General features: G+C 55.5%; 12 protein-coding genes, 1 pseudogene and 1 riboswitch. Of the genes and pseudogenes, 10 read left to right on the forward strand and 3 right to left on the reverse strand.

Features of this window, described 5'->3' with window-relative positions:
* Window positions 1–16 precede the first annotated feature (16 nt).
* Window positions 17–919: an ABC transporter permease gene (locus tag QWV57_RS06520; protein ID WP_081133000.1), complete on the forward strand. Its 903-nt coding sequence runs from the start codon at window positions 17–19 to the stop codon at window positions 917–919.
* Between the two features lie 83 nt (window positions 920–1,002).
* Here the strand turns inward: QWV57_RS06520 and QWV57_RS06525 are convergent, their stop codons facing one another.
* Window positions 1,003–2,112 carry an RNA-guided endonuclease InsQ/TnpB family protein gene (locus QWV57_RS06525; RefSeq protein WP_301101449.1) on the reverse strand — a complete coding sequence of 370 codons (1,110 nt, stop codon included), beginning with the start codon at window positions 2,110–2,112 and terminating at the stop codon, window positions 1,003–1,005.
* Window positions 2,113–2,276: 164 nt separating this feature from the next.
* Here QWV57_RS06525 and QWV57_RS06530 point away from each other — a divergent pair.
* From QWV57_RS06530 to QWV57_RS06550, 5 genes and pseudogenes are all read left to right on the forward strand, one after another.
* A pseudogene (locus QWV57_RS06530) lies at window positions 2,277–3,086 on the forward strand (ABC transporter substrate-binding protein); the annotation flags it as partial.
* A gap of 61 nt (window positions 3,087–3,147) precedes the next feature.
* Window positions 3,148–3,252, forward strand: a riboswitch (SAM riboswitch).
* An 81-nt stretch (window positions 3,253–3,333) separates the two neighbouring features.
* A complete protein-coding gene (locus QWV57_RS06535; RefSeq protein WP_015374488.1) occupies window positions 3,334–3,657 on the forward strand; it encodes a hypothetical protein in 324 nt (107 codons plus the stop codon).
* Between the two features lie 15 nt (window positions 3,658–3,672).
* Entirely contained in the window at window positions 3,673–4,056 is a 384-nt protein-coding gene (locus QWV57_RS06540) for a VOC family protein (protein WP_015374489.1), read from the forward strand.
* A 100-nt stretch (window positions 4,057–4,156) separates the two neighbouring features.
* Window positions 4,157–4,639: a PaaI family thioesterase gene (locus tag QWV57_RS06545; protein WP_060788845.1), complete on the forward strand. Its 483-nt coding sequence runs from the start codon at window positions 4,157–4,159 to the stop codon at window positions 4,637–4,639.
* 34 nt (window positions 4,640–4,673) lie between these two features.
* The gene (locus tag QWV57_RS06550; protein WP_133051538.1) at window positions 4,674–4,916 is read left to right on the forward strand and encodes a hypothetical protein; all 243 of its coding nucleotides are present in this window, start codon (window positions 4,674–4,676) and stop codon (window positions 4,914–4,916) included.
* On the opposite strand, the gene QWV57_RS06555 is transcribed toward QWV57_RS06550, so the two are convergent.
* Window positions 4,900–5,316 carry a PaaI family thioesterase gene (locus QWV57_RS06555; protein WP_081133113.1) on the reverse strand — a complete coding sequence of 139 codons (417 nt, stop codon included), beginning with the start codon at window positions 5,314–5,316 and terminating at the stop codon, window positions 4,900–4,902. The two genes, QWV57_RS06550 and QWV57_RS06555, sit on opposite strands and share 17 nt — an antisense overlap.
* Window positions 5,317–5,835: 519 nt before the next feature.
* Complete coding sequence (locus QWV57_RS06560; RefSeq protein WP_060789010.1) at window positions 5,836–7,272, reverse strand: DDE-type integrase/transposase/recombinase; 1,437 nt, start codon at window positions 7,270–7,272, stop codon at window positions 5,836–5,838.
* Between the two features lie 171 nt (window positions 7,273–7,443).
* On the opposite strand from QWV57_RS06560, the gene hutG reads away from it, so the two are divergent.
* The 4 genes from hutG to hutI all read left to right on the forward strand — a co-directional run bounded on the left by hutG (window position 7,444) and on the right by hutI (window position 13,069).
* Entirely contained in the window at window positions 7,444–8,415 is a 972-nt protein-coding gene (gene hutG, locus QWV57_RS06565; RefSeq protein WP_129447477.1) for a formimidoylglutamase, read from the forward strand.
* A gap of 4 nt (window positions 8,416–8,419) precedes the next feature.
* Entirely contained in the window at window positions 8,420–9,901 is a 1,482-nt protein-coding gene (locus QWV57_RS06570; RefSeq protein WP_129447478.1) for a helix-turn-helix domain-containing protein, read from the forward strand.
* A 222-nt stretch (window positions 9,902–10,123) separates the two neighbouring features.
* The gene (hutU, locus tag QWV57_RS06575; protein WP_190300090.1) at window positions 10,124–11,779 is read left to right on the forward strand and encodes a urocanate hydratase; all 1,656 of its coding nucleotides are present in this window, start codon (window positions 10,124–10,126) and stop codon (window positions 11,777–11,779) included.
* Window positions 11,780–11,794: 15 nt separating this feature from the next.
* Entirely contained in the window at window positions 11,795–13,069 is a 1,275-nt protein-coding gene (gene hutI / locus QWV57_RS06580) for an imidazolonepropionase (RefSeq protein ID WP_060788840.1), read from the forward strand.
* Window positions 13,070–13,072: the final 3 nt, after the last annotated feature.

The raw sequence follows: 13,072 nt of genomic DNA on the forward strand, positions 1-13,072 counted from the left end.
GGGAGGGGCGTGGAATATGAAAATTGAGGTGAACCGTCCTGCTCCAGTTGAAATAGCCTGTGAGAAAAGCCCTTCCGCTCTTTCGATTATGTGGCGGGAGCTCGTCCGCGATCGGCTGGCTCTTGTTTCGCTCATTATATTGTCCGTCATTTTGCTGATTGTCTACGGCGCTTCCATTTTTTTAGACCAAGAGGAAATTGTAAAGGTAGACTTTTTGGCCATTTATTCACCGCCATCGGCGGAACATTGGCTTGGCACCGATTATGGCGGCCGCGATGTGTTCGGCCAGCTGATCATTGGAGCCCGCAATTCCTTTACGATCGGCCTGGCGATTACGCTAATCACAGGTGCGATCGGCCTTGTGGTGGGGCTTGTGGCCGGCTATTTCGGCGGCTGGATCGACAACGTCATCATGCGCATCATCGATTTTATTCTTGTCTTGCCGTTTTTAATGTTGGTGATCGTCTTTGTAGCCATCGTCCCGAAATACAATGTGGCGACGTTCATTTTGATTATGAGCGCGTTTTTATGGACGGGCAAAGCCCGGCTCATTCGCGCCAAGACGCTTGCCGAGCGGGAATTGGACTATGTCAGCGCATCCAAGACGCTCGGGACGCCGGATTGGAAAATCATTTTGTTTCAAATTTTGCCGAACTTAAGCTCCATTATCATCGTCAATTTGACGTTGAACTTAGCTGGCAACATCGGCATTGAGTCAGGTCTTACATACCTGGGGTTCGGGCTGCCGGAAAGCACGCCAAGCCTTGGGACGCTGGTCAGCTATGCGACCAATCCCGATGTGCTGCAAAACAAATGGTGGGTATGGCTGCCTGCATCATTGCTCATTTTGGTGATGATGCTGTGCATAAATTTCATCGGCCAAGCGGTGACATACTCCCACCACCTACGCTTCGCTTAGAGGTGGGGGCTTCTCGGGTAATCCCATCTCATGATGGGAAGTTGACCGAGCGATCCCCGTGTGCCCCACGGTTCGAGGACAAGTTAGACGATCGCCAATCGTTTCATGCCCTCACGTTTGATATTGATGGCCGCATTGACGTCCCTGTCGCTCTCGAATCCACATTCACAGCGGAATGTACGCTCAGAAAGCGATAGAGACTCCTTGACTCGACCGCAGCACGAACACGTTTTGGACGAGGGGAACCATTTGTCGATTTTGATCAGCTTCTTCCCCTGTTCGGCCAACTTGTACTGAAGGAAAGAGGTGAACATGCCCCAGCCGTTGTCATGAACGCGTTGACCGAAATGGAGGGCTTGGGACATTCCCTTCATGTTGAGGTCTTCGATGACCACGCAATCATACCGTTTCGCTAATTTGTGCGACTCCTTATGCAGAAAGTCTTTTCGTTGGTTCGCAATTTTCTCATGCAGCTTCGCTACTTTCAGACGCTGTTTGTGCCAACGATTCGAGCCTTTCTTTTTACGAGACCATTTACGCTGTTCTTTCGCTAATGTTTCCAATGCTTTGCGATAGAATCGAGGATAATTGGCTCTCTTACCCTCGCTATCGACATACAACGTACTCATGGAAAAATCAAGCCCAACAACCGTTTGCACTTCTTTTAGGGCAGGTTGATGTTCGTACTCTGTGAGAATAGAAATATAGTATTTTCCTGTTTTGGTTTTCGTGATCGTACAAGACTTGATGATATGGTGGGCAGGAATCTCCCGATGTTGCTTGAGCTTGATCCATTTCAGTTTGGGCAGCTTGATATAGCCATCTGAAAGCTTGATGTTGCCATTTACCATATTTGTGGTGTACGACTGTTTCGCCTTGCGGTTTTTGAACTTGGGAAATCCAGCGCGGCCAGAAAAGAAGTGTTGAAATGCTTTCTGCAAATTCAATTGGGCGTTTGCCAGCGCAAGGCTGTCCACTTCTTTTAGCCAAGGAAACTCCTTTTTGTACTTGGCAGGGGTCGGAAATGTTTGCTGTTTCAAGGATTCTTGATCGTCCTTGAACTTTTCATACATTTGTATGCGTTCTTCAAGCATTTTGTTGTAAACGAAACGGACACAGCCGAAGGTTTTGGCGAGCCGTTGTTCTTGTTCTTTTGTTGGGTATAGACGGAACTGATAGGCTTTGTTTGCCATATCGACACCACATCACTTCATACCTTGATTTTCGATATATTTTTTCTAAAACTGATTGTATCATAACACACAAAAAAAGAGACAACTTTAGGCTATACCTAACCAAAATTCATCTCCCACTTTCACTTCGTTTCGAAGTGGGAGACTTCTTTCGGAAAGATGTTAAACTCGGTCATTGGGATGCGAAAAAGCAAGAAAATGTGATGGACAATCCGAAATTCCAGAACAAAAAGCTGCGCCAAGCCATGGCGTACGCCATCAACAACCAAGAAGTGGCTGATCACTTGTACCACGGCTTGCGCTTCCCGGCGACCACGCTGATCCCGCCGTCGTTCCCGGGATACCATGACAGCTCGATCAAAGGGTACACGTATAATCCGGAAAAAGCAAAACAGCTGCTTGATGAGGCCGGCTATAAAGATGTGGACGGCGACGGCTTGCGCGAAGATCCGAACGGCAAAAAGTTTACGATCAACTTTTTGGCGATGAGCGGCGGCGATATTGCCGAGCCGTTGGCGAAGTTTTACATGCAATGCTGGAAAGACGTTGGCTTGGATGTCCAATTGGTGGACGGCCGTCTGGCGGAGTTCAACTCGTTCTATGACATGGTTGAAAAAGATGACCCGAAAGTGGATGTTTACGCTGCCGCTTGGGCAACGGGAACGGACGTCGACCCGTACGGTCTGTACGGCCGCAACGTCATGTTCAACTACTCGCGTTGGGTGAACGAGAAAAATGATGAGCTGCTGGAAAAAGGCCATTCCGAGCAGGCGTTTGACAAGGAGTATCGCCGGAAAATTTACAGCGAGTGGCAAAAGCTAATGAACGAAGAAGTGCCGGTCATCCCAACGTTGTATCGTTCCGCCATCTATGCGGTCAACAACCGTGTCGCCAACTTTACGGTTGACCCGAGCTCGAAGCTGACGTGGAAAGATGTCGGCGTCACGTCCGAGCAACCAGAAGTGGCGGAATAAACAAAAAAGCGATTGCTTCTATGGGATTCGATATGGTAACATGAAAGACAAATGATCATACGTCTTATCAAGAGTGGGCGAGAGAACGGGCTTGATGACCCCACAGCAACCTGCCGCCGGCAAGGTGCTAACACCCGCAAAGCGGTCTCGCTTTGGATGATAAGAACGGCTGCCCCCTTTCGCATCATTCCGAGGCGAAAGGGGTTTTTGTCGATAGGGGGTGAAGGGGGAAATAGTGAAGAGGGACATGTCGATCCGAGCTTGCATGGCCGCTCATCTCCGTGCCGCTGCGTTCGCCGTTCATGTCATGCGCTGCGTGCAGGCGGAGCTGATTCGGTTTGACCCTGAAGCGGCGGTTTATGTCGACCGCGGGGGCGGATATACCCACTTGTATGGGAAAGCGCAAGGGACAACCTTTTCAGTGTTGTTGACCGACAGCGAGGCGGACGAATGGAAGGCGGACGGACCGTACGCCCTTGATCGCTACATATGGACAGAGCTTGGGAAAAAAGGGGTTTTTCCAATGCGGATGACGCCGTATTTACAAGCTGTATGGTTAATGGAGTCATAGAAAGGAAGAGGACGAATGGCAGTCAAAAAATTTGAGCATGTCGGCATTCAAGTGAAGGACATCGAGACATCGAAAGCGTTTTATCAAAACGTCGTCGGCCTGGAGCTGCTCGACGAAATGATTCATACGAACGGAACGATGAAATTGGCGTTTTTAGGGATTGACGGCTCGATCGTCGTCGAGCTGATCGAAGGATACAACCCGGATTTGCCGACGGAAGGAAAAGTGCACCACGTGGCGTTTACGGTCGAAGGCATCGAGCAGGAAAAAGAACGGCTTCAGTCGCTCGGCGTCCCGCTAGTGTGGGATGAAATTACAACGCTCCCAAACGGGGCGAAATACTTATTTTTCCTTGGCCCGGACGGCGAATGGATCGAGTTTTACGAGCCGGCGCAATGAACGAAGGGGAAGGCGGCCATCGGTATGGCCGCCTTTTGCCGTGCAAGAAGGAAAATAGGGAGTGCACCGCGTATAGGTAAAGGGGAGAGGAGGAGAACAGATGGAGCCGCAAGTTATCCACGCCATTCAAGACGACTACCCGGATGAATTTGCCTGGTGCTATGGCTGCGGACGGCTGAATGAGCAAGGCCATCATTTCCGCACCGGCTGGGACGGAGACAAAACGGTGACCGTCTATACGCCGCGCCCGGAACATACGGCGATCCCTGGGTTTGTGTACGGCGGGCTGATCGCCTCGCTCATCGACTGCCATGGCACCGGGTCGGCGGCGCTCGCCTTGCATCGGAAAAACGGCCATGAGCCGGGAAGCGGGGAAACGCCGCCGCGCTTTGTCACCGCGTCGCTTCACGTCGACTTTGTCAAGCCGACGCCGCATGGCGTGCCGCTTGTCGCCGTCGGAACGGTGACGGAGATTCACCCGAAAAAATGGCAAGTGGACACCGAGGTGTTCGCCAACGGCGAACTGTGCGCCCGCGGTCAAGTCGTCGCGGTCGTCATGCCGAAAACGTTTGTCCAGGGATGACAAGCAAACGAAAAGCGCCGGAGGGCGGCTGTTTTTGACAGCGCTTTCTCCGGCGCTTCGCTCGTTGCGCTCGATCCCGCTTGGGAAAAAGCGGACATCTTCACAAGTGACATGTTCATCCTTGGATGGCGGGGCGAAACAGGTTGCCGATCGAACGCTTCTAGGCATGGCTGCTGCCAACAGCCCGATTCAGTTGGACCGGTTTGGCGTCTGCCTCGGCGCCAGCGTTTCACGTCCCTTCCATAAACGAAAGCGCTTTTTTACGGTTTATCCATAATCAGCACCGAGGAGGTCGCGCTCGCCACTTCTTTGCCGTTTTGCCGGACGACGGCAGTCACGTAGGCGACAGTTTTCCCGAACTTTTCCACTCGCGCTTCCACTTCAGCTTCCCCTGCCGCCGCGGGGCGGTGAAACGTCGTCTGCAAGTTGATGGACGCGTGCAGCTGGTCATCGCGAAGCAAGGTGGTCACCGCATACGCCATGAGAATATCCGCCGCCGCTCCGACGAACCCGCCCATGATCACCCCGTTGCCGTTGAGGAGCGATTCATGGATCGTCCATACCCCTTTCGCATAGCCGTCCCGGGCTTCCGCCAGGCGGACGCCGATCGTCTCATCGCACGGCGGCGGCGCGCTTTTTCCGGCAATGACGTCATGCAAGTTGGTAATTGGCTTCATCTCGAACATCCTTTCTGTCATCCATTGCGTTTCCATGAAAATAGGGTCATTTTCATGCCCGGATGGAGGGCAAAACGCCGCCCGCGGATCGTTTCGGTGAACATCATGGATCCTAAAGCAGCGATTTTCATCGGGTGGTGAGCGAAATGAGCTCATGGATGTTTTATTCGCCAAACGGCGGCGATTTCCTCTTTTTCGTGCGCAAGGGAGGAGTACGGCAAAGCGGCGGCGAAAGAAACAAACAGCGGATGATGGGGTAGCGTCAAAAGTTCTATGAAAACTCCACACAGATCATCCCATTGAGCATCGTGGGGCATGCGGAGGGCCGGATTCGCCCTTGACCAACACCCGCCAAAGGTGCGGAAGAGTCATCAAGGGCGACGGGGACAAAAAGAAGGCAATAAGAAAGCCGCCCTTGCCATGACCGAATTTTACCTTTGGCGGTGTTCGGTTGGTCAAGGGTTCGCTTCGCCGAATCCGGCAGGAGTTCTGTTCAACGGGCTCCGGCGGACAAAAAAGTCAGGCCGCCTCTTGTTGGAGAAACGCTTGTGCCATGGCGATGAGCTTCGTCCACCGGGCCGGCATATGCGGAAGATCCGCCAGTTCCGGGATGACGACCGGGACCCGGCCTTCGAGTGCGCTATGCGGGCGCAGGAAGTTGAAATACGCCACAAACAGCGTCACAAAGGACACCGAGCCTTCTTCCGCACCAAACCCATGGGTCGGGCGGTAGTTGCCTTTAAAGGTCCGGTTGAATCGCTCGATGATCTGTTTGAGAGGGCGAAACTCTTCCGAGACCGGATCTTCGTTGGTTAGGCCGATCACCTGGCGGACGTCAAACGAAATCCCGTGCTGGGCGAAGAAGTGTTGCGCCAGCCGGTAAATCGGGTTGCCATCCACGACAAACGACAAGTCGTCTGGGAGGGACGGCAGCTTCCGCAGGACATCATCGATGGCCTGGATGGCCGAGAGCGTGTCTCGGTTGGGCGAGACGCGATACGACAGCACGATCTTTTTGACGGCATCGAACATAAAGAACAGGTAATGCCAGCGCCCTTTGACGCGAATATACGTCTCGTCCCCGCAAAACGAACCGGACAGCTCATACGGGAACCGGTCGACAAAGGGCTTGATCCAAAGCGCGGCGCTGTTGGCGTAGTTGAGCACCGTCTGATGGGAGATCGAGACGCCATGGATGTCCTTCATGGCGGCGGCGGTCTCCCTCGAGGACATCCCAAAGTTGACGTAGTACGTCAACACGAGCCCCAACACGTGCGGCGACGCAGCCAGCCGGGACAAATCGACCTTCGGTTGGATGGGCGACGAGGAAGCCAACGGGAGAAAGTCAAACAAGAACTCTCGAAACAAATACCGCACCTTGAAGGCTTGAGGATCCTGTTGAAACTGTTGGCGCTCCTTCTTGGTCATCCGGCGAAGGTTGGCCTGGTAAAACGGGCAATCGTTGTTCTTGCACTTATAGATGTGGTATTCTTTGCGTTCCTTGATTTTTTCCAGCGTCTTTTTGCAGTGCGGGCAGCGAAAGACCGCTTGCTTGGTGAACCGGTTCCGGTGGTTGAACCGGCACTGGCACACTTTGCATTGGTATTGCCCGTTTCCGCCGTTATTGGCGTACAGGTAAGAAGAGGGAGCCTGGCAGCGAGGGCAGGTCAACGAATCCGGAACACGGTGTTTCGCCTTCGCGCGGCGCTGGATGGGCCGCAAAGGACGTCCGTGCTGGGCTTCGTAGTCCGCCAACAGCTTCCGGTAATCAAAGGTTTCCGGCACATCGATGATCGGAAGGTCATCGACCTGAAGTTTTCGGTACGGTTTTTGGACGAGTTCGTCCAAGTCCTTACGATTCAGGGATTTTCCCACGATCACACCCATCAAATACACAATGATTTGATATTGGGCCTTGATGATTTGAAGCAAATAGGCTAATAATTGAGGTAACAAGCTTGTCACTCCTTCTTTGTTTGGGCTGTTGAGTGTGTGGTTACCTCAATGATGGCCGAAAACAACGGGGGTGGCAAGCTTTTTTTCTTCCAACGGTTGAAACTCAGGAGAAAACCGTGAGTGTGGAGGATAAACTTTTGACAATACCGATGATGGAAAGGAGAGGGTCTTATGTATCAACCGCCAGACGCCGGCCGTTGGACGGGACGGATTGACAGCGTGAGCGATGAACGGGCGTTTCGTCTTCATCAGCGCATTCGCTTGCTCGACTTGTCCCAACCATTGGAGACAGCGGCAGAACGAGCGGCGGCATTCATCGGGTTTGCGTGCGACGAAGGCGTGCGCCGCAACCAAGGACGCCAAGGGGCGAAAGAGGCGCCCGCTGCCGTCAAAGCCGCGCTCGCCCGCCTGCCTTGGCATCTTCCGGAAGGGGTCGTTGTCTATGACGCAGGCGATGTCGTTTGCGTCGATGAACGGCTCGAACAAAGCCAGACTGAACTTGGGAAGGCGGTCGCCCGCCTGCTGCAACACAACATGGCGTCTATCGTGATCGGCGGCGGCCATGAGACGGCGTACGGCCATTACTTGGGCGTTCGCGAAGCGCTCGGGACGGATGCCCGCCTTGGCATCCTCAACATTGACGCCCATTTCGACTTGCGGCCGTATGATGACGGGCCGACATCCGGGACGATGTTTCGGCAAATATTGGATCAAGACGATCAAGTGAGCTACTTCTGCCTTGGCATTCAGCGGCTCGGCAATACGGCGGCGCTGTTTGCAGACGCCGAGACGTATCGGTGCCGTTACATGCTGGAAGACGAGCTGACCGCAGGGCCGATCGAGGCTGCCTATGAACAAATTGAGAAATTTGCCGCCGATCATGATGCGGTGATGCTCACCTTTTGCATGGACGCCATCAGCGCGGCCGCCGCGCCGGGGGTGAGCGCGCCGTCGCCGTTTGGGCTCGCCCCGTCTCTGGCGCGCGCTCTCATCCGCCGAATCGTTTCCCATCCGAAAACGATCAGCGTCGACCTTTGCGAAGTCAATCCACTCTTGGATGAAGGCGGAAAAACGGTGGCGTTGGCGGCCGCCTTTTGCATGGAGGCGCTCCTTCATTTTCAACGCTTGCAGCCAAGGCGGTGAGAACGTGAAATTGGTCATTGCCGAACGGGATGACAAAGAACGGGAAGCGATCCGCTGGCTCGTGTCCGCGTATTCCTTGCCGATTGAGCGGGTGTATACGGCAGCCACCGTGGAGGAGATGATGGCCGTCTTGGAGCGGGAGGCGCCGGAGCTGTTGTACGTCGAACTCGATATGATTCCGTATGAACGATGGCCGCAGGCGACCGCCCACGTCCGCTTGTTTTGCCAGCGGGTGATTGCCGCAACGGCTGAAGCGACGTTTGCGCGGGCGAAACAAGCCATCGACTGGCAATGCGTCGATTTGCTTGTGAAGCCGCTTGAGCCCGCCAAGCTGAAGCAGGCGCTGCGGACGGCGGCGTCGCGTTCCCCGGGGCGTCCAGGCTTGCCGACGGGGTTGGACGCCCATCACGACGATTACCGCTCCTTATTTTGCGATGTTCCTTCCACGGCCTCCGCGCATGTATGGCTCGTGCAGGCGGAACAGCCCGCTTTGTCTCAAGAAGTGATCCGTTTCTTGATGGATTACCCGTTTCGCGGACGGGCGCGTGTATTGCCGCTCACCCGTATGGCGGTTTGCCTGCTTCCCGATTTGCCGGGCGACGGGAAAGAAGAGGCGTGGAAGTTGCTGCGCGATTGGGAGGAAGATCATCATGAGCCGCTCGCGGTTGTCGTGATGCCGCCTGATGGCCGGAGGACGGTGCGCGCGCAATACCAAGCGGCGCGCCGGTTGCTCGAGACGACGTTTTTCATTGGCTATCGCCAAGTGATCGCTCCCGCTTCGGAATACGAACAGTGGCGTGAGCTCGATCCGTTTTTGACGCCCGAGGAGCAGCGGCAATGGATCGAGATGCTCGAGCGGTTCGACCACGAAGCGGTGAAACGGTGGCTGCAGCGCGAGTTTTGGCACTGGTCGCCGCCGTTTCCGAGTCCGGAGATGGTGCGGACGCGGCTGACAAGCATCTTGGCGCAAATCCGCCGGTTTATGAAAACATACGGCCTTGACCGCGGCGGAACCGAGCGGGAATATATGCGCATCTTTCAAGACATTTTGTACAATCCCGTCTTGTATCGCATCGTTCAAGAATTGATTTTATTTTTATATCGGTTGTTCCATGAGGCCAAGCAGGCCGAGGAAGATGCGCGCGTCGACGCCGTGGAGCGCGGCCTCCGCTATATGGAGGCGCATTTTCGCGATCCGTCGCTCACGCTTGAGCGGGTCGCGGCCGCTGCCGGGCGCAGTCCCGCGTATTTCAGCCATTTGTTGTCGAAAAAGCGGGGCGTGACGTTTCGCCAGTGGCTGACGAATCGGCGGCTTGAGGAAGCGAAGCGGCTGCTTCGGCAGACGGACTTGTCGATCAAAGAAATCGCCGAACAAACCGGGTTTCGCACCGCCCATTATTTGACGCGCGTCTTTAAAGCCGAACTGAATGAGACGCCGACCGCCTACCGCGACGAACAACGGCCGAAACCGCCATCGCCGCGGTAGGCGGTTTTGTCTGTGACAAAGCGCAGCCTTGCCGGATCGCGGGCGAGAGGGGGGGCGTCTATTTCAAAAGAAATGGATCGATATCGAAAAAAATGAACAAATAAAACGGAGAGGAAATAGAAAATTCAAAAAAATGTGATCACTTTTAAAAGACGTGCGCCTATCTTCTCCTTCTTCGCTCCCTTACAATGAAAAGCAAAGAGGAAAAAGGAGAGGATGACGATGGCAGAAAAACGGACCGTCAGCCCGCCCGCGGGAACTGAGCGGCGGGCGAAAGGGTGGATTCAAGAAGCGGCGCTGCGGATGCTGAACAACAATTTGCATCCCGATGTCGCCGAGCGGCCGGATGAATTGATCGTCTACGGCGGCATCGGCAAGGCGGCGCGCAACTGGGAATGTTACGAGGCGATTGTGGACACCCTTCTTCGTTTAGAAAACGATGAAACGTTGCTCATTCAATCCGGCAAGCCGGTGGCGGTATTTCGCACGCATCCGGACGCCCCGCGCGTGCTGATCGCCAACTCCAACCTCGTGCCCGCATGGGCGACGTGGGATCATTTCCATGAGCTCGACAAAAAAGGATTGATCATGTACGGACAAATGACGGCTGGCAGCTGGATTTACATCGGCAGCCAAGGAATCGTTCAAGGAACGTATGAAACGTTTGCTGAAGTGGCACGCCAGCACTTTGGCGGCACGCTCGCCGGGACGATCACGCTAACCGCCGGCCTTGGCGGCATGGGCGGGGCGCAGCCGCTCGCGGTGACGATGAACGGCGGCGTCTGCCTCGCTGTCGAAATCGATCCGGCCCGCATTCAGCGCCGCCTTGATACGAAATACCTCGACACGATGACCGACAGCTTGGAGGCGGCGCTTGTGATGGCGAAACGAGCGAAGGAAGAGAAAAAAGCGCTGTCAATCGGCCTTGTCGGCAATGCGGCTGAAGTGTTGCCGCGTCTCGTCGAAATGGGCTTTGTTCCGGACGTCTTGACCGATCAAACGTCCGCCCATGATCCGTTAAACGGCTACATCCCGGCTGGCCTTACGCTTGATGAGGCCGCCGAACTCAGGGCGCGCGATCCGAAGCAGTACATCGCCCGTGCAAAACAGTCGATCGCCGCGCATGTGCGGGCGATGCTGGCGATGCAAAAGCAAGGGGCGGTGACGTTTGATTACGGCAACAACATCCGCCAAGTGGCAAAAGACGAAGGGGTGGACGACGCCTTTTCCTTCCCGGGCTTTGTGCCGGCCTACATCCGCCCGCTCTTTTGCGAAGGAAAAGGGCCGTTCCGCTGGGTGGCGCTCTCGGGCGATCCTGAGGATATTTACAAAACCGATGAAGTCATTTTGCGTGAATTTCGCGACAATGAGCGGCTTTGCCATTGGATTCGCATGGCGCAAAAACGCATTCAATTCCAAGGGCTGCCGGCGCGCATTTGTTGGCTCGGCTACGGCGAGCGGGCGAAATTTGGCAAAATCATCAACGACATGGTGGCCAAAGGCGAGCTGAAAGCGCCGATCGTCATCGGTCGCGATCATTTGGATTCGGGCTCCGTTGCTTCGCCGAACCGGGAGACGGAAGGAATGAAAGACGGAAGCGACGCCATCGCCGACTGGCCGATTTTAAATGCGCTGTTGAATGCGGTTGGCGGCGCGAGCTGGGTGTCGGTTCACCACGGCGGCGGCGTCGGCATGGGCTACTCGATTCACGCCGGCATGGTCATCGTCGCCGACGGCACGAAAGAGGCGGAAAAACGGTTGGAACGGGTGTTGACGACCGACCCGGGGCTTGGTGTGGTCCGCCACGCCGATGCCGGCTATGAGCTCGCCATCCGGACGGCGAAAGAAAAAGGCATCGATATGCCGATGTTGAAATAGAAAGGAGAACCGCCTATGCGCCCGCTTTTTGTCCGCCGCGCCCGCCAGCTCGTGACGCTGGCGGGAAGCTCCGCGGCTCCGCTCGTCAAGGAGAAGATGAGCGATCTAGGCATCATCGAAAACGGCAGCGTCTGGATCGAACATGGCACGATCGTGGCGGTTGGTGCGGACGATGAACTGGCCCGCCAATTTGCCGATCGGCTCGCCGAAGCGGAAGTCATTGACGCTAAGGGCAAAACGGTGACGCCTGGGCTTGTCGATCCTCATACTCATCTCGTTTACGCCGGCAGCCGCGAACACGAATGGACGATGCGCCTTCATGGAGCGACGTACATGGAAATCATGAACGCCGGCGGCGGCATTCATGCCACGACAAAAGCGACGCGCGAGGCGTCGGAAGAGATGTTGTATGAGGAAAGCAAGCGACGGCTCGATCAGTTTTTGCTTCATGGGGTCACGACCGTCGAAGCAAAAAGCGGCTATGGGTTAAGCCTTGAGCACGAAATCAAGCAGCTTAACGTCGCCAAGCGTCTCGATGACACCCACCCGGTCGATATCGTCTCCACGTTTCTTGGCGCCCACGCCGTTCCGCCGGAGTGGAAGCACGATCCGGATGAATACGTCCGCCTTGTCATCGACGAGATGATTCCCGAAGCGGCCCGCCTTGGGTTGGCCGAGTTCAACGATGTCTTTTGCGAGCGCGGCGTGTTTACGCCTGAACAAGCCCGCCTCATTTTGGAAGCAGGGAAAGCGCACGGCTTGACGCCGAAAATCCACGCCGATGAAATCGAGCCGTATGGCGGGGCGGAACTGGCAGCCGAAGTCGGCGCCATCTCCGCCGACCACCTGCTTCGGGCGTCGGACGAAGGAATCCGCCGCATGGCCGATCGTGGCGTCATCGGCGTCCTTTTGCCCGGCACCGCCTTTTTCTTAATGACAAAAGCCGCCGATGCCCGCCGTTTGATCGACGCCGGCGTTCCCGTCGCTTTGGCGACCGACTGCAACCCTGGTTCGTCGCCGACCGTCTCGCTGCCGCTTGTCATGACCTTGGCCTGCCTGCATATGCGCATGACCCCGGCCGAAGCCATCGCCGCCGCCACGATCAACGCCGCCCACGCCATCGGCCGCGCGCATCTTGTCGGCAGCCTCGAGCCGGGGAAGAAGGCGGATTTGGTCATGTTCAACGTTCCGAATTATGTGCAGATCATGTACCATTACGGAGTCAACCATGTTGAGACGGTGATCAAAGGCGGGGGGGTGGTGGTGAAAGAAGGCAAGGTGTGCATCTAAAAG

The sequence above is a fragment of the Geobacillus zalihae genome, assembly GCF_030414215.1.
Lineage (GTDB): Bacteria > Bacillota > Bacilli > Bacillales > Anoxybacillaceae > Geobacillus > Geobacillus zalihae.

What these genes read in the sequence shown, in the direction of transcription:
- QWV57_RS06545 (WP_060788845.1), top strand. Translation starts at nt 4,157, where the DNA reads ATGGAGCCGCAAGTTATCCACGCCATTCAAGACGACTACCCGGATGAA.
- QWV57_RS06520 (WP_081133000.1), top strand. Translation starts at nt 17, where the DNA reads ATGAAAATTGAGGTGAACCGTCCTGCTCCAGTTGAAATAGCCTGTGAG.
- hutI (WP_060788840.1), top strand. Translation starts at nt 11,795, where the DNA reads ATGCGCCCGCTTTTTGTCCGCCGCGCCCGCCAGCTCGTGACGCTGGCG.
- QWV57_RS06525 (WP_301101449.1), bottom strand. Translation starts at nt 2,112, where the DNA reads ATGGCAAACAAAGCCTATCAGTTCCGTCTATACCCAACAAAAGAACAA.
- QWV57_RS06535 (WP_015374488.1), top strand. Translation starts at nt 3,334, where the DNA reads ATGTCGATCCGAGCTTGCATGGCCGCTCATCTCCGTGCCGCTGCGTTC.
- QWV57_RS06555 (WP_081133113.1), bottom strand. Translation starts at nt 5,316, where the DNA reads ATGAAGCCAATTACCAACTTGCATGACGTCATTGCCGGAAAAAGCGCG.
- hutU (WP_190300090.1), top strand. Translation starts at nt 10,124, where the DNA reads ATGGCAGAAAAACGGACCGTCAGCCCGCCCGCGGGAACTGAGCGGCGG.
- QWV57_RS06540 (WP_015374489.1), top strand. Translation starts at nt 3,673, where the DNA reads ATGGCAGTCAAAAAATTTGAGCATGTCGGCATTCAAGTGAAGGACATC.
- hutG (WP_129447477.1), top strand. Translation starts at nt 7,444, where the DNA reads ATGTATCAACCGCCAGACGCCGGCCGTTGGACGGGACGGATTGACAGC.